The sequence below is a fragment of the Corynebacterium kozikiae genome, from assembly GCF_024580965.1.
GTDB classification, from domain to species: Bacteria; Actinomycetota; Actinomycetes; order Mycobacteriales; family Mycobacteriaceae; genus Corynebacterium; species Corynebacterium kozikiae.
In genome coordinates this window covers 1-19,496 of record NZ_JANIKJ010000003.1, presented here as the reverse complement: position 1 = coordinate 19,496, position 19,496 = coordinate 1, and the positions used below count along the sequence as shown (strand labels likewise).

General features: G+C 60.6%; 12 protein-coding genes, 2 pseudogenes and 1 other annotated feature. Of the genes and pseudogenes, 5 read left to right on the top strand and 9 right to left on the bottom strand.

From position 1 onward, the window contains the following. Positions 1 to 38: 38 nt before the first annotated feature. The 7 genes from alaS to NQ018_RS03165 all read right to left on the bottom strand — a co-directional run bounded on the left by alaS (position 39) and on the right by NQ018_RS03165 (position 10,799). On the bottom strand, positions 39 to 2,705 hold the full coding sequence (gene alaS / locus NQ018_RS03195; RefSeq protein WP_257058357.1) for an alanine--tRNA ligase: 2,667 nt from the start codon (positions 2,703 to 2,705) through the stop codon (positions 39 to 41). Between the two features lie 52 nt (positions 2,706 to 2,757). Next, on the bottom strand, positions 2,758 to 4,071 hold the full coding sequence (locus tag NQ018_RS03190; protein WP_257058616.1) for a replication-associated recombination protein A: 1,314 nt from the start codon (positions 4,069 to 4,071) through the stop codon (positions 2,758 to 2,760). Positions 4,072 to 4,190: 119 nt separating this feature from the next. Continuing rightward, entirely contained in the window at positions 4,191 to 5,531 is a 1,341-nt protein-coding gene (locus NQ018_RS03185) for a phosphotransferase (protein ID WP_257058354.1), read from the bottom strand. A 354-nt stretch (positions 5,532 to 5,885) separates the two neighbouring features. After that, a complete protein-coding gene (gene aspS, locus NQ018_RS03180; protein ID WP_257058351.1) occupies positions 5,886 to 7,697 on the bottom strand; it encodes an aspartate--tRNA ligase in 1,812 nt (603 codons plus the stop codon). Between the two features lie 292 nt (positions 7,698 to 7,989). Continuing rightward, positions 7,990 to 8,199, bottom strand: coding sequence for a hypothetical protein (locus tag NQ018_RS03175; RefSeq protein WP_257058349.1), 210 nt, complete (start codon positions 8,197 to 8,199; stop codon positions 7,990 to 7,992). Next, a complete protein-coding gene (locus NQ018_RS03170; RefSeq protein WP_257058346.1) occupies positions 8,189 to 10,075 on the bottom strand; it encodes a bifunctional metallophosphatase/5'-nucleotidase in 1,887 nt (628 codons plus the stop codon). The genes NQ018_RS03175 and NQ018_RS03170 overlap by 11 nt, the downstream gene beginning before the upstream one ends. 196 nt (positions 10,076 to 10,271) lie before the next feature. Further along, the gene (locus NQ018_RS03165) at positions 10,272 to 10,799 is read right to left on the bottom strand and encodes a GNAT family N-acetyltransferase (RefSeq protein WP_257058344.1); all 528 of its coding nucleotides are present in this window, start codon (positions 10,797 to 10,799) and stop codon (positions 10,272 to 10,274) included. A 371-nt stretch (positions 10,800 to 11,170) separates the two neighbouring features. Between NQ018_RS03165 and ypfJ the strand changes: the two genes are divergently transcribed. The 3 genes from ypfJ (at position 11,171) to NQ018_RS03155 (ending at position 13,660) form a co-directional block, all read left to right on the top strand. Next, positions 11,171 to 12,061: a KPN_02809 family neutral zinc metallopeptidase gene (gene ypfJ / locus NQ018_RS03160; protein WP_257038728.1), complete on the top strand. Its 891-nt coding sequence runs from the start codon at positions 11,171 to 11,173 to the stop codon at positions 12,059 to 12,061. A gap of 128 nt (positions 12,062 to 12,189) precedes the next feature. Beyond that, positions 12,190 to 12,423, top strand: a complete 234-nt coding sequence (locus tag NQ018_RS11490) for a hypothetical protein (RefSeq protein ID WP_306428369.1) — start codon at positions 12,190 to 12,192, stop codon at positions 12,421 to 12,423. Between the two features lie 265 nt (positions 12,424 to 12,688). Further along, positions 12,689 to 13,660, top strand: a complete 972-nt coding sequence (locus NQ018_RS03155; RefSeq protein ID WP_306428896.1) for a GNAT family N-acetyltransferase — start codon at positions 12,689 to 12,691, stop codon at positions 13,658 to 13,660. Between the two features lie 70 nt (positions 13,661 to 13,730). Here the strand turns inward: NQ018_RS03155 and NQ018_RS03150 are convergent, their stop codons facing one another. Together NQ018_RS03150 and NQ018_RS03145 are read right to left on the bottom strand one after the other, a co-directional pair. After that, entirely contained in the window at positions 13,731 to 16,055 is a 2,325-nt protein-coding gene (locus NQ018_RS03150) for a YhgE/Pip domain-containing protein (RefSeq protein ID WP_257058343.1), read from the bottom strand. Next, a complete protein-coding gene (locus NQ018_RS03145) occupies positions 16,055 to 18,712 on the bottom strand; it encodes a YhgE/Pip family protein (RefSeq protein WP_257058340.1) in 2,658 nt (885 codons plus the stop codon). Before NQ018_RS03145 ends, NQ018_RS03150 begins: the two co-directional genes overlap by 1 nt. 298 nt (positions 18,713 to 19,010) lie before the next feature. Between NQ018_RS03145 and NQ018_RS03140 the strand changes: the two are divergent. Next, positions 19,011 to 19,220 (top strand): annotated as a pseudogene (locus tag NQ018_RS03140) (transposase); the annotation flags it as partial. A gap of 30 nt (positions 19,221 to 19,250) precedes the next feature. Beyond that, positions 19,251 to 19,496, top strand: a pseudogene (locus tag NQ018_RS03135) (IS3 family transposase); the annotation flags it as partial. Beyond that, positions 19,301 to 19,432 (top strand) — a sequence feature (AL1L pseudoknot). Its footprint overlaps the pseudogene before it by 132 nt.

The window sequence follows — 19,496 nt, the reverse complement described above, 5'->3', positions numbered from 1 at the left end:
GGAGACTGCTCGGCCCTAATCGGATCAGATCGGTTTGGCTAGGCGTTTTGGATAGCCGCCCGCAGTGCCTGGGCACCGGATTCGAAGCCGCCGATCTCGCTACCAGCACCTTGGACCATGTCTGGCTTGCCTCCGCCATGGCCCTTGATGTAGCCGCCAAATTGTGCAGCCAAATCCTTAGCGCTGAGCCCCGCCTCAACCGCTTCCTTGGAGGCGGCGATCACGAAAGGCACCTTGCCGTCGGTCTCCGAAACCAGCGCAACCACAGCGGGCTTGCCGGAGAGCTTGCCGCGGACGTCGTTGGCGATATTGCGCAAATCACCGACGTTGGCACCGGCGTCCAGACGCTTGATCACCACGGAGACACCACCAAGCAGCTCTGCCTCAGCGGCAATCTGGCCGGACTGCTGGGCCATCTGCTGGCGACGCATGCGCTCAAGCTGCTTTTCCGTTTCCTTCAGCTTCTGCGTCAGTGCTGCGATTCGCTCAGGGAGGTCGTCAGTCTTAGCTTTCAGGCTGCTCGCGATCCCCTCCGCCAGCGCGCGCTCCTTGCTGAGGTAGTGGAAGGAATCCAGGCCGGAGTAGGCCTCGATGCGGCGCGCCCCGGAACCAATAGAGGATTCGCCCAGGATGGACACGGGACCAATCTGGGAGGAGTGGCTCACGTGAGTACCACCGCAAAGCTCGATGGAGAACGGGCCGCCGATTTCCACCACGCGCACCACGTCACCGTAGTTCTCGCCGAACAGTGCCATCGCACCCATGGCCTTTGCCTCGGCCAAGGACGTCTCAATGGTGTTCACTGCCCAGTCGTTATCCACGGCCAGGTTGGTGATGCTCTCAATATCCTTGAGCTGCTCCGGGGTGAGTTGTTCGGTGTAGTTGAAGTCAAAGCGCAGGTAGCCGGGCTGGTTCATGGAACCGGCCTGCACAGCGGTTGGCCCGAGCACCTGGCGCAGTGCACCGTGGATGAGGTGCGTTGCGGAGTGTGATTGGCGAGCCGCGTGGCGCCACTGCTCATTGACCTGTGCGGTGACCTCTTCACCCACGCCCAGAGCACCGCGGGTAACGGTTGCGCGGTGGACCCACAGCTTCTTGCCAATCTTTTGCACATCGTTGACGTCCAGCACCACGTCGCCGCGGGTAATGGTGCCGCGGTCACCCAACTGGCCACCGGACTCTGCGTACAGCGGCGAGGCATCCAGGATCACCTCTACCTCTTGCCCCTCGGCAACCTCGGAGACCTTCTGGCCACCGGAGATCAGGCCCAGGACCTTGACGCTGCTGCTGAGTTCATCGAAACCAGTAAACACCGTTGGGTGCTCGTCTACCCATTCGCGATAGATGGAGAGGTCGGCATGTCCATGCTTCTTGGCTTGGTTGTCTGCCTTCGCGCGGGCGCGCTGCTCGGCCATCAGGGACTCAAAGCCCTCGGTGTCCACCTCAAGACCAGCCTCAGCGGCCATCTCCAGGGTGAGGTCAATTGGGAAGCCGTAGGTATCGTGCAGCGCAAACGCATCAGCGCCGGATACGCTGGAGCTACCCTTGGACTTCACTGCAGCGGCCGCCTCCTCGAAGCGCTCGGTGCCGGATTCCAGGGTCTTCAGGAACGCAGCTTCCTCCGTGATGGAAACGCGCAAGATGCGCTCGCGGTTGTCTGCGATCTCGGGGTAGGAAGGGGTCATCGTGTCCATGATGGTGTTCATGAACTCTTCCAGGGTGGTGCCGGTTGCGCCGAGTAGGCGTGCGGAACGAATGATGCGGCGCAACAGGCGGCGCAGGATGTAGCCGCGGCCCTCATTGGATGGGGTGACGCCATCGAGGATCAGCATCATACCGGTACGGCAGTGGTCCGCGATCACGCGGAAGCGGATGTCATCTTCCTGCTTCGCACCGTACTTGGTACCGGAAAGACGTTCTGCAACCGCGATCACGGGCGCCAGCAAATCCGTTTCATAGACGTTATCCACGCCCTGGAGGATGCAGGCCACGCGCTCCACGCCGAGGCCGGTGTCAATATTCTTCTTTGGAAGTGGGCCGAGGATCTCAAAGTTGTCCTTGCCAATGCCTTCTCCGCGCTCATTTTCCATGAACACGAGATTCCAAATCTCCAGGTAGCGGTTGTCATCTGCAATCGGGCCACCCTCTTTGCCGTATTCCGGGCCGCGATCGTAGTAGATCTCCGAGCACGGACCACAAGGACCTGGAACACCCATGGACCAGTAGTTATCCGCCATGCCCAAGCGCTGGATACGCTCACGCGGGATGCCTACCTTCTCATGCCAGATGTCCGCTGCTTCATCGTCATCCAGGTAGACGGTCACCCACAGACGCTCGGGGTCCAACCCGTAGCCGCCCTCAGCAACGGGGTTGGTCAGCAGCGCCCAAGCATAGGTGATCGCACCTTCCTTGAAATACTGGCCAAAGGAAAAGTTGCCAGCCATTTGGAAGAACGTGTTGTGGCGGGTGGTGATGCCCACCTCTTCAATATCAAGGGTGCGCACGCACTTTTGGATGCTGGTTGCGGTGCCGTTGGGGAAAGGAGGGTTCTGCTGCCCCAGGAAGTATGGCTTGAACGGCACCATGCCGGCGTTGACGAACAGCAGGTTGGGGTCGTCCAAAATCAGCGAAGCGCTGGGGACCTCTTGGTGCCCAGCCTTGGTGAAGTGGTTGATAAAGCGTTCCCGAATTTCGTGGGTCTGCACTAGGGGTTTCCTACTTTCCTTCTCGCATTCGCGTTACTGCAACCAATCTAGTCTACTTGCTGCCGCGAACAATACGGCGCAGCTTGCCAACAAGATCATAGAGCGGGCGCTCGGATCCGTGTGGGGTGGGTTGGTAGTACACTGCCTCGTCCAGGTCCTCTGGGATGTAGCGCTGCTTGACGACGCCCCGCGGGTCATCATGGGGGTACAGGTATCCCTGGGCGTTGCCGAGGTCCTTGGCTCCCTTGTAATGCCCATCCCGAAGGTGCGCTGGGACCGGCGACGTGCGGCCCTTGCGGACGTCGGAAATTGCCAGGTCAATTGCCTGGATCACCGCGTTAGATTTGGGTGCGGTGGCCAAGTGGATGGTTGCCTGCGCAAGGGCTAATCGGGCCTCTGGCATACCGATAAACTGCACGGCCTGCGCGGCAGCGGTGGCGGTTTGGAGGGCAGTGGGGTCGGCCATGCCGATGTCCTCGCTCGCGTGGATCACGAGCCTGCGGGCGATGAACCTGGGGTCCTCCCCTGCCTCGATCATGCGGGCCAGGTAATGCAGGGCGGCGTCTACGTCCGAGCCGCGAATGGATTTAATGAAGGCGCTGGTGACGTCATAGTGCTGATCGCCATCGCGGTCGTAGCGCACCACTGCCCTGTCAATGTTGCTCGCCAGAATCTCCGCAGTTAGGGCCTCGCCGTCTGCCACCGCCTCCGCGGCTGCATCCAGGTAGGTCAGCGCCCGGCGGGCGTCGCCACTTGCGAGTGCCGCAAGCTGCTCCAACGCCTCAGGGCTGACTGTGATCCTGCCGCCCAGCCCGCGTTCGTCGGACACTGCTCTGGAAATGAGTGCTTTGATGTCCTCAAGAGAAAGCGGCTCCAATTTGAGCAACAGCGAGCGGGAAAGCAACGGCGCTACAACCGAAAAGCTGGGGTTTTCTGTGGTCGCCGCAACCAAGAGGACCGTGCGGTTTTCCACCGCAGCCAGCAACGCGTCTTGCTGCGTTTTGGAAAAGCGATGGACCTCATCAATGAACAAAGTGGTGCGCACGCCACGGGCGAGATCCTGGCGGGCCTGGGTGATCACCGCGCGAACTTCCTTCACCCCGGCCGAAAGCGCGGAAAGCCCAACGAAGCGGTGCCCCGTTGCCTGCGAAATCAGAGAGGCAATGGTGGTTTTGCCGGTTCCAGGCGGCCCATAGAGGATCACTGAGGCATCACCGGAGCCGTGGATCAGGCGGTGCAGCGGCTTGCCCGGGGCCAGCAAGTGCTGCTGCCCGAACACCTCATCAATGCTGCGCGGGCGCATTCGGGCGGCCAACGGTGAATGGGACCCCGCAGCAAACACTTCAGGTGTTTCCACTGGGCGCATGGAGGAAAAGAGGCCGTCTCCAAGGCCCAAATCTCCCTGTCCCACGCTGCTCATTGCCCTGAATCCTCTCGGAAAACTTTTGCTCGCTTTTGTCCTTGGCTGTCCTGGCCCGGTGCAACCTAGACCAGGCGCTCAACCACCGTCTGCGCGAATACTTGCACCTCTGGGAAGCGGCTATCACTATTACGCGCAGCAAAGCGTGCCAGCGCCTCGAAGGTTTCCGAAAGGTCCTTTCGGGCAAGTTTGATGGTGTCCTCATCCACACCCGTTGGCAGGTTGAGCATCTCCTTGGTTGCAAGCAGCGGGGTGGAGTGCCCCACCAGGGTAAGCAACTGCGAAACATCCAGCGGAGCCGCATCATTTTGCAGCACCAAGGTGTAGAGCTTTTCAAACGCCTCCGCATCAGTGCTGAAATGCATCAGCGCTATGGAGGCAAAAGACCACCCCACCAGCGCCGTCAGCACGCGGGCGTGCAGGCGATTCAGGTTGTTCACATTGGGCCACAGGCGGGAGACTTGGTGCGTCCACGCCTCGATGAACACGTCTGCCTCATCATCACTGATTGGCTCTGTGAACAGGAATTGTGGAAACCCAGCTACCACACAGGCGAGGTCAAAGGCGGCGTCGCGGAAACCTGCCCACTCGTAATCCAAGAAATGGGTGGTGGAGGAAACAATGATGTTATCTGGGGAAAGGTCAAAGGGAGTGAATGCCCGGTGATGCCCCGAGGAAAGCCTGCGGTTGGCGTCCATCGCAAAGTCTCGGACGGTTTCTTGCACCGCAATGCCGGAGTGCTCCACTAGCTCCATCCCGAGCAAAATCGACGCACGCAGCAGGCGCTCGCGGAAGTGCATGGTCTTGGCGATCTCAGGGTACTTGGCAGCCATTCGGTGCATCAGGATCTCAAAATGAGGCTCCTTCATTGCGGTGCCCGCGTGCATCCGCCCAATAGCCTCACCGAGGTTACGCAGGATTTCTTGGCGCATCTGCGGATTGTGAGTGCGAAGGAGCTCCGCAAAGGTGTCACCGTCACCTGAGTCAGTGATGACGAGGAGGTGCTCATCCATGTCATGGGCCAACAGGATTGGCCCTGGGCGCACATCCTCGCTCAACGAGGTGGTGAACTGGTAGGCAACGATCTCCCGCAACAGCCCAGACTCATCAAAATCCGCCCCGGTTGGTGGGGTGTACTTAATGATCACGGAGCGCTGCTGCAAAAACGGTGAAGGTGCAACCCGGGCACGCAACACCAAGGCCACGCCGGAGCCGTTCAGACGCTGCACGTCCTGCAGGCTCTGCATGCCTCCGTAGCGTCGAGACAGCAGCTCCTCAGCACTGGCAACCACCTTCTCAGTGAGTTCAGCAATAGAAGCTGCGTCATTTTCAAATTGCTCGCGCAGCTCAGCAACCCCGTTGAGGCCGCTCATACCCAAGGGGTGATCGGGAACTTGTCCACCCATAATCCTGTTGTACCTTTCTGCCGTGCCACCCAAACTAGCGTGGGCAACACCGTTGTGCTCCTCCGCACAGCACCCGTGCAACGTTTCATGCCGTTTGCGCAGGCCGCGCTCCAGGTTGCATCTACCTGCAGGAGCCCGATGATCAGCCTCGAAGCGCTAGCTTCCGCTCTGCCGACCTTATCCACACACCACCATACTTGAACGCTGCCCAAGCGCACCGTCAAAGTAGCAGGATTGCTTGGGTTCCTTTCCGTGGGCGTCCGTTGGTGTGCGCGCCCATGAACCACCGCCCCATTACATGCAACAGCCCCGCGACGGCCAGTGCCAGCGCGGGGCGGTTGCAAGCAATCCAGCTTAGGCTTGGCCCGCCTCTGCCTTCGCTGCCTTTTCAGCCTTTGGCTTGAAATCCACACCGGTCTCCTTACGCTGCTGCGCAGGGATTGGGGCGGGAGCGTCGGTGAGTGGGTCCACGCCGCCACCGGACTTCGGGAACGCAATCACGTCACGGATGGAGTCAAAACCGCCGAGCAGGGACACAATGCGGTCCCAACCGAAAGCAATGCCGCCGTGTGGTGGTGCGCCGAAGGCGAATGCGTCCAGGAGGAAGCCGAACTTCTCCTGCGCCTCTTCCTCGCTGATGCCCATCACTTCAAAGACGCGTTGCTGCACATCGCGCTGGTGGATACGGATGGAACCGCCACCGATCTCATTGCCGTTGCACACGATGTCATAGGCATATGCGGTTGCTTCACCAGGGTTCTGATCAAAGTTGTCAATCCACTCCGGCTTCGGCGAGGTGAACGCGTGGTGCACAGCGGTCCACTTGGAGTGTCCAAGTGCAACATCACCGCTAGCGGTGGCGTCGGCAGCGGGCTCGAACAGCGGTGCATCCACAACCCAAGTGAACGCCCAGTCGCCATCCTTGATCAGGTCCAGCTTGCGGGCAATTTCGCCGCGTGCTGCGCCAAGCAACGCGCGTGAGCTCTTGGTCTCACCGGCGGCGAAGAAGATCGCGTCTCCTGGGGCGGCGCCGACGTGCGCAGCAATACCCTCACGCTCAGCTTCCGTGATGTTCTTTGCCACTGGTCCGGAAAGCTCTCCGTCCTCACCCACGAGGATATACGCGAGGCCCTTCGCGCCGCGCTGCTTTGCCCACTCCTGCCAAGCATCCAACTGGCGGCGAGGCTGGGAAGCGCCACCCTTCATCACCACGGCGCCAACGTACTCATTTTGGAACACACGGAAGGTGGTGTCCTTGAAGAACTCGGTGCATTCCACAAGCTGAATGTCAAAACGCAGGTCTGGCTTATCGGAACCGTAGAGACGCATCGCGTCCGCATAGGTCATCCGTGGGATCGGAGTGGTGATCTCATAGCCGATGAGCTTCCACAGCTCCACCAGGATTTCCTCGGCCAAGGCGATGATGTCATCTTGATCCACAAAGCTCATCTCAACATCGAGCTGAGTGAACTCCGGCTGGCGATCCGCGCGGAAATCCTCGTCGCGGTAGCAGCGAGCGATCTGGTAGTAGCGCTCCATGCCAGCCACCATGAGCAATTGCTTGAACAACTGCGGGGACTGTGGGAGGGCATACCAGGAACCTGGCTTCAGGCGAGCTGGAACCAGGAAATCCCGGGCACCTTCAGGGGTGGAACGGGTCAGCGTTGGGGTTTCGATCTCCACGAAGTCGTGGCGGTCCAGTACCCGGCGCGCTGCCTGGTTTGCCTTAGAGCGCAGGCGCAGCGCCCAACCCTGTTGTGGGCGCCGCAAGTCCAGGTAGCGGTACTTCAGCCGGGCTTCCTCGCCCACTTCGCCGCCTTGCGCTGCGTCGTCAATCTGGAATGGGAGCGCCGCAGACTCGTTGAGAACCTCAAGCTCGGAGACGTTGACCTCGATGGCACCAGATGCCAAGTTGGCGTTCTCGGAGCCCTCGGGGCGTGGCTCCACCACACCGGTGACCTTTACGCAGTATTCGCTGCGGAGGTGGTGAGCACGCTGTGCAACTTCACTCTCGCGGAACACCACCTGCGCAATACCGGATGAGTCACGCAAGTCAATGAAGATCACGCCGCCGTGGTCGCGCCGGCGCGACACCCAACCGGTAAGTGTAACTTCCTGACCTGCAGTCTCTTTACGCAGCTCGCCCGCGAAATGTGTACGCAACACGTGCAACTCTTCCTTTCCTCGTGGGTTTCCTCTTGATGAGCACCAGCGCAGACTCGCAGCCCACCACCACCCGCACGGGGCCGTGGCGTTGGGCCATGAGGTTGGGCACTTGGCAAATGCCTCAAGTCTAAGTGAAATATCTTACTCGCAGGGCGTTCCAAATTGCACACTGCACACTCTGGCACTACCGCGGGCACCAAAGCGCATCGACCCGCTGGGATGCGCGGAGACGGCCCCACTTTGCTTTGGTGAGCCCGTCTGATTGTGGCGGCATAGGTGCGCTGTGTTGAATTTATGCGCTTCCTTGCTGCCTGAACAGCGCTTGAATCGGCGCGAACCAGGCACCGAACACGGAATCCCCTGCAATGAACACCTGAGAAAACAGTAGTGCGATCAGCAAGAACAGGCCAAAGAAGCCGAAGCCTGTGGAGCTTCCCACCGGTGTGGGGTCCTCAGAGGGCTCCTGTGCCGCTGGGTTTTCAGAAGCGTCATCAGCTTCCATAACGCCCCCAAGTGCGCCGAGCTCGAAGCTTAAGCGGGTGCCAGCGTCGGTGGTGATGGTGACCAGGTCCGTGGCCTTCACGCTGCCGGGAAGGGAGCTTCAGCGATGCGGTTCCGGCCTCGCCGAAGTTGGCTGGACCGAAATCACGGGCGATGTCTGCGGTGGCAATGGTCTCGCCTACAGAGAGCGTCACGGTGGATGCGCTATCGCCGACGGTGTAGAGCAGGGAGCTGAGGTCAAAGGTTACCTCGGCGCCGGGGGCAAGATCGCCGCTCACCTGCATGCCCACGGCTGACTGGCTGCCGCGTGGAGTGAGCGTGGGATTGTTTGCAAGGAATTCGGTGAATGCAGTTACGTCCATCAGCCCCGTGTTGGCCAGTTTGCTACCGTTTGCCAGCGCCGGGAAGCCATCGCCGCCTTCAAGCAGGAAGGTGGAACCCGCAACGACGTATAAGGCGGCGGGATCGAGCGGCTGGCCGTCGATGGTGCCCGCGATGAAACGCTTTCCAGCTTCAGCCTGTGGGTTGTAGGTGTAGGTGAAGTTATCGGACCAGCCAAGTGCCAGTACTGGGCGGGATGCGGATGGGTCCTTCCACTGCTGCTCGATGGCGTTGATGATGTCCTGGCCAGTGAGCGTGGTGTACGTGATCTCATTGCCGAATGGTTGTACTGCGAAGGCCTCCTGGTAGGTCACTTCTCCTTCGAGCAAGTCTGCGCGCACGCCGCCAGCGTTCATCACACCGAGGTCTGCCGTGATTGAGGTGTTGTTGGTGATTGCATCCTTGGCCGCTTGTGCAAGCGCGTTGGAGAGGGTGGACTCCACGCCGCGGTTGGAACCGGAGCTTGTCGCGCTGTCCTCGTTTGCGCCTCGGTAGAAACTTGCGGCGGCGGTGGCCACTACCCTGTTGCCCGCAACTTCGGAATCCTGCATTGCCTGCTCAACGATTGCGGCAACAGCCGGGTCTGGGGTGTTGCCTACAGCGGCCATCATCTGTGCGGTGTCGTACACCGTGCTCGTGATGTCGGTGACCTTGCCAGATTGCTTGTCAAAGGTGAAGTCCATGTCTGCCAAGGCCTTGCCGTATTCGTAGGCCTGAGCCACGGCGAACGCGGAGCCGTCGGCACGCTTAATTACCTGGGACTCGGTTTCGTGGGTATCGCCCGCGAACACAGCATCGACGTTCGCGTTGAACGCATTCGGGTCCTCAACACCCTCATGGAACAGCGCCACAACGACGTCGGCTTGGTTGGTGGCGGTGATTTCGTCAGCGAGCGCATTAGTGGCCGCGATAGGGTCGTCGAAGTCGATGCCCACGATGCCCGCCGGGGACACCTTGTTTTTGGTGGTTTCCGTGACCGAGCCGATCAGCGCCACACGCACACCAGCGACTTCCTTGACCACGTAGGGCTTCAGCGCGGGCGTGCCTCCGGTGACGTTTGCGCCAAGGTAATCGAAGTTGGAGAGGGGCTGGATGTGCCCGGTGAGATCGTCGTAGCCTTTGTCGAACTCGTGGTTGCCCACGGCGGAAGCGTGCAGTCCCATCTGGTTCAGCACGGCGAGCGTTGGCTCGTCATCCAGCACGGCGGAGAGGAAGGCGGAGCCACCCACGTTATCGCCGCTGCTGGTGAGTAGGTATTCCTGACCTTCATTGACGTGCTTGACCATGGAGGAAAGCACCGCCGCCCCTGGCTCGGTGACGTTTCCACCGCTTGCTACCTGGGCGATGTGCCCGTGCAGGTCAGTGAAGTTGCTGATGCTGAACGTGGCGGTCTCCTGCGCGCTCGCGGTAGGCACCATTATGCCCAGGGACAGCGTGGCAGTGGTGGTAGCCAGCGCAATCGCGCGAAGGCTACGCCTGCGGGGGTGATACGTCATGTGAGGAGTCTCCTTGGGAAAAGCTATGCGTGGATTACTCCTTGTGTTGTAGCGTCCCGACGCTCGCACTGCAGCGCATCCTTCTCCACACACCTGCGCATTTGCTGAAAGTTCCCAAGAGATTCACGCGCTTGTTAATGGCGCATCAATTGGCGTTTCATTTCACGCCGATCCACTCCCCAAGGAGATTGCGGCTCTACCCGCCAAGTTGGGTAAGCGCGCCGCCGGTGAGCCGGTAGGTGTTCCACTCCTCCATTGGGAACGCACCGATGCTGCGATAGAACTCGATTGATGGGGTGTTCCACTTCAATACGCTCCACTCCACCCGTTTGTATCCGCGCTCCACTGCGATGCCGGCCAGCTCCTTGAGCAATGCCTTCCCCGCGCCTTTGCCGCGGTGTTCCGGATGTACGAACAAATCCTCAAGGTAAATGCCATGCGCACCTTCCCAGGTGGAGTAGTTCAAAAACCACAGGGCAAAGCCAACGCTGGAGGCGCTGCCATCTGCGCCGATCTCTTCGGCGATGTGGGCAAAGATCGCCGGGTGTTCACCAAAGAGCTGCTGCTCGAGTGTGGCCTCGGTAAGACGGACGGTGTCCAGCGGCTCCTTCTCGTACACGGCGAGGTCTTTGACAAACTGCACCATTGCGGCAGTGTCTTCCCTACGTGCGGGGCGTACTCGGATCGTCGGACTGCCTTGGACATTTGTGTTGTGCTGGCTCATGGGTTGTAAGTGTATCCACAGGAACATAGCCGCTGCGGTTTCAGTACTCGGGCAGTTATCCATGCAGGTCGAGCGGTATCGCAAGATTGCCATTGGGGCGCCGGAATTCCACGTCAGCCGCGGTGGACCGCTGCAAAATCGAGGCCACACTCTGACTCCCCCGCAACCATCATGACCAACATGCTTGCGGCTCAACACATCGTGCTCAACCTCCAACATCGATCGTGAAGGACCCTTTGACCTGGCCAGCTACGCTTAATTGGAATTTCTCCAATCGCGTTTCAAGAAACACCTCACCAAGTACTACCCACCAGCGGCACCTCGTGGTGAGTTTGCCCGTTTTGTCCTGTGGGTGTGAAAGAATCGGACGCATGACGTTCCGTGGTGGTATTCAAAAGACAGAGTCCCGTGCGCGCACCGGCGGAGGTGGCACCGGCCGTATGGTCGCTGGTGGCGGCATCGGCACCGTTCTTCTGGTTGGCCTGTTCCTCCTCATGGGTGGAAACCCGGCGCAGTTGGACGAATTCCTCGGCTCCCAGTCCGGAGCCGGCCAGCAACAAGTGGAAACCTCCGGCGGTTTGGATCACTGCCAGGTTTCGGACCAAGCGAACACCGAGGCGGACTGCCGCGTGGAGTTCACTGCGCTTTCTGTGGACCAGATGTGGCAGGAGATCCTGCCGCAACAGGCTGGCATTGAATACACGGAACCCGGATTGGTGGTGTTCACGAATGCCACCCAGTCTGGTTGTGGCTATGCAAGCTCCAAGACCGGCCCCTTCTACTGCCCTGCGGACCAGTCCACGTACTTTGACGTCAGCTTCTTTGACCAACTCTCCCAATACGGCGGCGAAAACACCCCATTTGCCCAGCAGTACATTGTGGCCCATGAGTTCGGCCACCATATCCAGCAACTCGAGGGAACGCTGAGGCTATCCAATTACAATGACCCCGGTGCGGAATCCAATGCCGTGCTCATTGAGCTGCAAGCAGACTGCTACGCAGGCATGTGGGCGCACTACGCTGACCAAGGCGAAGATGCGTTCCTGGAGCCGATTACGGACGCTCAGGTGAACGACGCCATCACGGCCGCCCGCGCGGTGGGCGATGACAACATCCAGCAGCGCTCCACCGGCGAAGTCCGCCCCGACCTGTTCACCCACGGCACCTCCGAGCAGCGCCAGGAAGCGTTCCTTACGGGTTACCGCACCGGCCAGATGAGTTCCTGTGACACCCTTGGCCGCGGCGTGTATCGCGACAGCTAAAATACCCCCTCAACGTAGCAAGCCGTGAGCGAGGAATTGGAGTTCAATCAGTCTCCTTTCCCTGCTCACGGCTTTTAGCTTGTCCAACACAAGCCCCTGCCTCAGCCCGTTACCCCCCCGGAGGCTGGGTGGAGCATTATATTCATGCAGGCGAGGCCGTAAACGATGCGGTCCGCCGCGTCCTTGACCATTATTGCGCTCCCTTCGCATCTCCTTCCTACCGCCTGTGTGCCATTGAGACGGTCACTGAGACCACCGTGATCATCGGCGTGGACCACTCGCACACAGACATGTGGTCGATGGTGGTGGTATTGCGCGATTTCCTTGCCGCCTTGGGTGAATACGTCATCGGGACCCCGTAACTTTCCGAGGTCGCCCCGTTTTCGCAGCACACCCAAAGCCTGCGCGAGCGCGAACAGGCGCCGGTGGAGATTCACCGGCGCTGGGCCGAGATCATCGACGCAAGCGGCGGGGGGCATGCCGCGCCTCCCGCTGCCGCTGGGCGAGCCGGGCCCGCACGTCGAGCGCGTGGAGGTCCGCGACGTTCTAGGCGTTGACGAGGCCGCCGCCTTTTCCGCGCAGGCCCGCGCCGATGGGGTGTCCTCGTTGTCGACGGTGGTGGCGGCGATGACGAAGGTCACCCGCCAACAGGCCAACGCCCCGCTGCGCGCAGTCTTTCCCGTGCATAGCCGCTATGACCACCAGCGGCACAACTCGGTGGGGTGGTTTATCACCAACTCCGTTCTCGAATCGACAGATCCCCGCCCCGCCGCCTGCGCCGACTCCGTCAAGGAGGCGGTACGCTTGGGTTCTTGGCCGCTGGAGGACATCATGAAGCCCTGGGGTGACATGCCGGAAACTCCCGGCATGTTCGCGATTTCCTGGCTCGATCTGCGCCGGCTTCCCGTGCGAGTGGACGCTGTGGGCCTGAAGGCGCAGTATGTGGGCGCAAGCATCCGCCCGGATGGGGGGATGGTGTGGTTTATTTTGGACGAGACGGGGTTGCATCTGCGCTGCCGCTACCCGGATACCCCGCAGGCGCGGCGCAATGTCGGCGGGTGGCTCGATGAGGTGGTAAGCGATATCCGGCAGCGGGCCCGCGAATCCGTCGGTAGTCTGCTCACCGTCGATGACAGGCAGTTTCGGGTACAGCGCGCGGTGCGCGGCGACGTCGCCGATATCGTCAAAGTGCTTTCCGACGACGAACATGGCGCACGCTTGGAAAGCGACGCCGTGCAAAAGGGCGAGCACCCGGCCTACGACGATGCCTTCACGATTCTTGCCAGGGACCCCAACCAGTTCCTGGCGGTGATCAAAGACGACGCCGGGGCCACGGTGGGCACCATGCAGCTGTCCATCCTGCCCGAGCTTTCCCGCGGCGGCGCCACCCGCCTGCAGCTTCAGGCGGTTCGGGTGGCCGCCCAGGTACGCGGGATCGGGCTTACCTCCGCGATGATCGAATGGGCCCACGAATACGGGCGCGCCCGTGGTGCGAAGATGGCACAGGTCAGCGTGGATGAGACCCATGAGCGCGCGCTCGACTTCTACAAGCGGCTGGGATATCACCCTAGCCACGTGGGATTCAAGCGCGCGCTATAGGCCCCGGCCGCCGGCGGCGCGGGCGGCGTCGGCAAGCAAGGGCGCGTGTGACGTTAACCTGCAGCGATTGCTACATCACCTTCGTGGACTCCAGATCCTCAGTCATGCTGTGAATACGGGCGGCGATCGCATGACGCAGCACCAGACCCACCAGCAGGGTGGGCAGCAGGAACAACAAGAGCATGCCCATGTTGGTGAGGTAGTCCCACTCGTAGATACCGGCGATGGCGGCACGCATCATGTTGATGGAATACGTTGCAGGCAGCCACGGGCTGATGTTTTGGAACCAGTGCGGAAGCACTTCCAGCGGATATGCGCCGCCAGCCGCGGATATCTGGAGCACCAGGAAGACCACCGCGACGGCCTTGCCGGCGTTGGAGAGCGAGAGCACCAGCGTGTAGATGATCAGCATGAATACAGAGGAGGTAATCCACCCGCTGATCATGAGCAGCCACGGATGCGCCGGCTGAATCTCAACGAAGACGATAAGGCCCAGCATCAAAAGCGTGGACTGTGCCATGCCGACGACCCAGAAAAGGAAGAAGCGACCGAAATACTCCTGTATGCCGGTAAAACCATCCCTGGCCTTGGTCTTTTCCATCACCCCTGCTTCATCCGCAGCGTCTTCGCCAGTCACGCCGGCGCCCTGAGCGACGTTGTCGTCTCCGTCTGTGCCGTCTGTGACACCTGTGCCGTCGCTATCGTCTTCCGCTGGGGCCGGCGGATTCGAGGCAAGATAGCGCAGGTACACGTTGCGCGAGACCACCGTGTGCAGGAAGGCAGAGCTCAACAGCGCGCCGACCCACAAGGCGATGGCGCTATACAGCGGCGTCATACCCACGCCGAAGCTGGCAACGGGGAAGATCTCGTTGCGCTCCACGTTGATGGGGGCGGCGATGAGCTTCGCCAGCCCCTCGGGATCGGTGCCGATGACGGCCGCGATGCGCTTGAGATCTCCGGACTCGCGGGCATCCGCCATCTCCTTGACGGCATCATCCAAGCGCTGCGCCCCGTTGGACATGTTGTCCGCGGAGATACCCAAGCTGGTCTGCGCATCCGTAAGCGTCTGCAGCAGCCCCTGGTCGGTGTCTGCGAAGCTGGCACGGATGTTATCCAGGTAGGAGCCGACCACCGCTAGGTTGTCCCTGGCATCGGCCATGTTGCTGCGCAGCTGCTCAAGCTGGGGCTGCAAGTTGGTGCGGTAGTTATCCCTGGCGTTTGCAATCGCTGTGGTCGCTTCATCGATCGCCTGCCGGGCCTGATCGCGGGCCTGCTGGTTGGTGGTCTGATCCGAGCGCAGGTCAGAAGCCAGCGTGTGCAGCCGCTGCGCGAGGGAATCCTGGCGCGCGATGGCCGCGTCGAGATCCGCGAGCAAACCCACCGCCGCAGGGGTGCCCCGCAGCTGGGACGGGATCGCATTGTTGAGCGAATCGCGAGTCTGACGGAAGGCGGCAACCTGGTTATCAATGCCGGCGGCTGCGGAATCAATCGCATCCGCCTGGGAGTTCGCCCCCGTGGATGCCGAGTTGAGCACGGAGTCCAAACGGCTTTGTACTGCGCTGACGCTGTCCGCGGTGCGGTCGAGAGAATCTCCGAGCGCGCTGGTTGCGTCATCGAGGACGGAATCCGAGCCATCGGATGACCCCGTCAATCCACTATCGGTGTTGAGCGAATCATCCAGGGAAACGGTCAGGTTCTGGGCGCTTTCCACCAGCGGAACCGAGGCGCTGACCAGCGATTGGAAAGAACTCACCGTATGGGAAGCGGACGTCAGCTGCGTTGATAATGATTCCAGCCGGACTTCCAAACGATCCAAGGTGGCTGCGGTTTCTTCGTCGTCGAGGAAGGAGGAGACGTCCAGCGCCAGCCCCATCGCCACCTCGCTGAGTACCTGGGTGAATGCGGCGTTGATCTGCGAGGTCACGCCCTGGGCACCCTGGTTGGAGATATTGGACGATAGCGCGTTCTTCTTCTCGTTGGTATACAGCGTGATGTCCGCAGGCGCCGCGCCACCAGCGTAGAAGGTAAACATCGAGGTGCTGAAGTTCTCCGGAAGCACGATGGCGGCGTAGTAGTCGCCCGAGCGCGTTCCCTCGAGCGCGGTGTCCTCGTCGGTGATGATCCAATCCAGGCTCTTGTTTCCGCGAAGCTGCGAGAGAACCTGGTCGCCGACGTTGACCTTGAGGTTGAGCACGTCGGTTTGGTACCCCTCGTCGGTGTTGGCCACCGCTATCTTGAGTCGATCGGAGTTGCCGAAGGGATCCCAACTAGCCAGCACGTTAAACCACGTAAACAGCAGCGGGAGGGCAACGAGCACGCTCATAAAGATCCCCATCATGACGTTGCCGCGGATTTGGCGGGCATCATCACGGATGATAAATCGGGTCGCGTTCATTATTTTCCTCCTTCCTGTGCCGGGAATTCAGTGGTCTCGGTCTTATCGTTCGTATCGGTAGCTTCGGTGGCACCGGTTGCGAGCACCTTCTCGGCCGGCTGCGCCTCCGGGTCCGGCTCGTCGGTGGTTGCACTATGGATGGCGCGGTGTTGCCTGAGCGCTGCGACGAGATCATCCTCGCTTAGTGCCTCGAGCTCACTTGCATGCCGCAGGGACTGCTTCAAGCTTTCCGTGGTCACCAGCGCGCCGACGATGATCAGGCCCCACAGGGTGGCCACCGCCAAAAGACCCGGCTTGCTAATCGACGTCGCCCGCGACAAAATCTCCAGCACGAACAGCCCGGCCAGGCCGATTATGGTCAGCACGCGCACCAGCATCGGATAAGACGCATCGAACTTCTCGCGCCTGCGGGTCAGTTCGCGGGAGAATTCGCCTCGGTTAGACAGAAGCGCAATGATGTGGCTGAGCCTGTAGCCGGAGCCGAGGATCTCCACGTTTTCATTGATGACCAGTTCGGTGCGCGCGAGCTCGTCGTTGAATAGGCGCGTGAAATAGCCCAATTGTCGGCGCAGGATGAGGCCGACGATCAGTGCGATGAGCCCCATCGCGCACACGATCGCCATGTAGTGCAGATATTGGTTGCCATAGAAGCCACCCACGGTCTCTCGCATGGCCTTGATGCTGTAGGAGAACGGCAAGACCGGGTAAATGGCACGGAAGAATCCCGGCATCAACTCGATCGGGTAGAGCCCGGATGCGCCGGGAATCTGCAGCACCACCAACACCACAGCTATGGCCCGGCCTACGTGGCCGAAAGCTGCCGCGAGTGCATAGATAATGGCTAAATAGCTAAGGCCAATCACGACTGCCGTTGCAACGAAGGCGAAGGCGTTGACGGTCTGCACGCCGATGAGCAAGGTACCTACGCTGACGATGATTGCCTGCGCGATCGCGAGGACGCTGAGCAGCAGGAAGCGGCCGAAGTAGGCGTGCCGCAGGGCCAACGCGCGGAAGCCTTCCTTGTCCACCTCCACGCGGAAGATGATGATCAGGATGAAGGCGCCGATCCACAGCGAGAGGTTGACGAACATCGGCGACATCGCAGAACCATAGGAAGCAACCGGGAACAGTGCTTGCTTTTCAAATTCCACTGGTGAAGCCAGGTAGGTTCCGATGTTGTCGGCATCGAGTCCGGTGACGGTCTGCAGCGTACCCGACTGCAGCGCGGCCGCAAGCGCTGCGACATCGGCCTCGGAATTGCGGGCGAAGTCCTGGAGATCGGCCAGGTTGCCGTCGCTTGCCACCAGGATGTCCCGCGTGGACTGCAGCTGGTCTTCCAAGCCATCGACCAAGGCGGTGATCTGCCCCAAGGAGCTTTGCGCCTGCGCTGCCTGACCGGCCAGCAGGCCGGCGCGCGCGGACAGGGCGGTCACCCGTGTAGTCAGCGAATTGACCGCCTCATTGGAAGTCGATCGCAGCGCACCGCTGCTGTCTTGGACCCGGTCGATCAATGTCGCGAAGTCGTTGCCGAGGGCGTCTAATTGCCGAGAGGTCTCGGTGGCCGTGGAGGCTACCTGATTGAGCTGATCCACCACCGCCTGGGCTTGATCGAGCTGGGTGCGAACCCCCGCGAGGGTATCGCCGGCCAAAGGCTGCGAAACAGCACCCAACGTCGCCTCGGCGGCGGTCAGAGAATTCTCGGCGGCGGTAATGCCCTGGCTGAATCTGTCCGTACCGCCTTGGATTTGCGTGCCCACCTCGCCCAGCATCGCCGAGGTGGAGGTGAGCGCACTTCGGGCATTGGCGGTGGACACGCCCAGTGCTTCTTGTGCCTTCGCGCTGGCATCACCGGTGGACTGTGCAAAAACCTGCGCGTCGGTGATGACGGTATCCAAGATGGTCTGAATGTTGGTCAAGGAGGCGGCGACATCTCCCAGCGCCGGGTCGGCCGCCGCCAGCATGCCCTTGACGTCGCTTGCGGTCTGGCCGGAGCCGGCGAGCTGATTGGCGATATCTTGCACGTTGTCCCGTGTGGTGCCAAGCTGGGCTTCCAAGTCTTGCAATGTCTGGGTCGTTGTCGATTGCGTGTCTTGGATGCTCGAAGAAAAGTCAACGCCACGATCCCGCAAGGTCTCCGACACCGCCTTGCCGAGCTGCTCGCGGAAGGCGGAGGTGATCTTAATGTCAAGGGAGTTGGATCCCGCGTCGGTAATCTTCGGCGCGATGGCACCCTTTTTCTCATTGACGGAGTATTCGATGGTCGGCTGGGCGCGGCTGCCACTGAAGATGTCCACGAGCTGCTGGCTGAACTCTTCGGGGATGACAAAGGAGGCGTACACCTCGCCCCGATGGATCTTTTCATCAGCCTCGTCAGCTGAGAGGAATTCCCACCCTAGCTGGTCATTCTGCCGCAATTGATCAACCATTTGGTCCCCTACCTTAATCTCACCGGTGAGATCGGAGGTGGCCCCCTTATCTTCGTTGACCACCGCGATCGGAATCGCTTCGGTGTTGTTGTAGGGATCCCAAAACGCAGCGATATTCAGCCATGCGTATAACGCAGGGGTGATGAGGATGCCAATGACAATGATGAATGCCTTAGGCACCGCCAAAATACGTTTGGCATCACGGACAAAGACACGCCAGCTAGTTTTCACCCCGCGATTCTAACCTCGCCTTAACACAAAGGCCAACAAGATAACTACAGGTAGAGGTCTTGAAAGCCGTTGCTTAACCTTGTTAATTTGCCTAACAAAAAAATGGGTTTCCCCTAGGCATGAAGAGTTTTACCTGCCTTAGCTGTGGTTTTGTCCACAATTCGTCACCGCTCGGCGGAGGGGACGCTGCAGCCAAAGAGCCAGAAACTTTTCCACTACGGGCTTGATGTGCAAGTTTGCGAATTGAAGCGGCCTGGGTTGGTCGGAGACTAGGTTTTACCCTAGGAGGACGATCAGCATGGCACGACCCAGTCAGTACGACGCAGCCACGCAGGAGCGCGCGGTGCGCATGTACTTCGAGCGCCTCGAGGAAGGCGACATCTCCAAAGCCGGCGCCCGCCGGGAGATCGGCGAGCTGCTCGGCGTGAAGGAGTCCACGCTGCGCAACTGGATCCGCAAGCACGAACAACGAGAACAGGTACCTGGACCCGGTTCCCTGTCCTACCAGCAGCTCCAGGCTGCTTACGACGAGCAGGCCAAGGAAGTGGCCAAGCTGCGTCGGGCCAATGAGATCTTGAAGACGGCGTCGGCTTTTTTCGCCCAGGCGGAGCTCGACCGCAAACTTCGGTGATTGTGGACTTCATCCGCACCTACCGACACCGCTTCGGGGTCGAGCCAATCTGCGACACACTCACCGCCCACGGGATCGCGATTGCCCCGAGCACCTTTTACGCCCATCAGTCCCGCGGCTTTGGTCCCTCGAGCACAGAACTCGACGAAGCGT

Bases quoted from the DNA above. Each gene is read 5' to 3' on its own strand.
- NQ018_RS03190 (WP_257058616.1), bottom strand. From the start codon at position 4,071: ATGCGCCCAGTGGAAACACCTGAAGTGTTTGCTGCGGGGTCCCATTCA.
- NQ018_RS03185 (WP_257058354.1), bottom strand. From the start codon at position 5,531: ATGGGTGGACAAGTTCCCGATCACCCCTTGGGTATGAGCGGCCTCAAC.
- NQ018_RS03175 (WP_257058349.1), bottom strand. From the start codon at position 8,199: ATGGAAGCTGATGACGCTTCTGAAAACCCAGCGGCACAGGAGCCCTCT.
- NQ018_RS03170 (WP_257058346.1), bottom strand. From the start codon at position 10,075: ATGACGTATCACCCCCGCAGGCGTAGCCTTCGCGCGATTGCGCTGGCT.
- NQ018_RS03165 (WP_257058344.1), bottom strand. From the start codon at position 10,799: ATGAGCCAGCACAACACAAATGTCCAAGGCAGTCCGACGATCCGAGTA.
- ypfJ (WP_257038728.1), top strand. From the start codon at position 11,171: ATGACGTTCCGTGGTGGTATTCAAAAGACAGAGTCCCGTGCGCGCACC.
- NQ018_RS03155 (WP_306428896.1), top strand. From the start codon at position 12,689: ATGACGAAGGTCACCCGCCAACAGGCCAACGCCCCGCTGCGCGCAGTC.
- NQ018_RS03150 (WP_257058343.1), bottom strand. From the start codon at position 16,055: ATGAACGCGACCCGATTTATCATCCGTGATGATGCCCGCCAAATCCGC.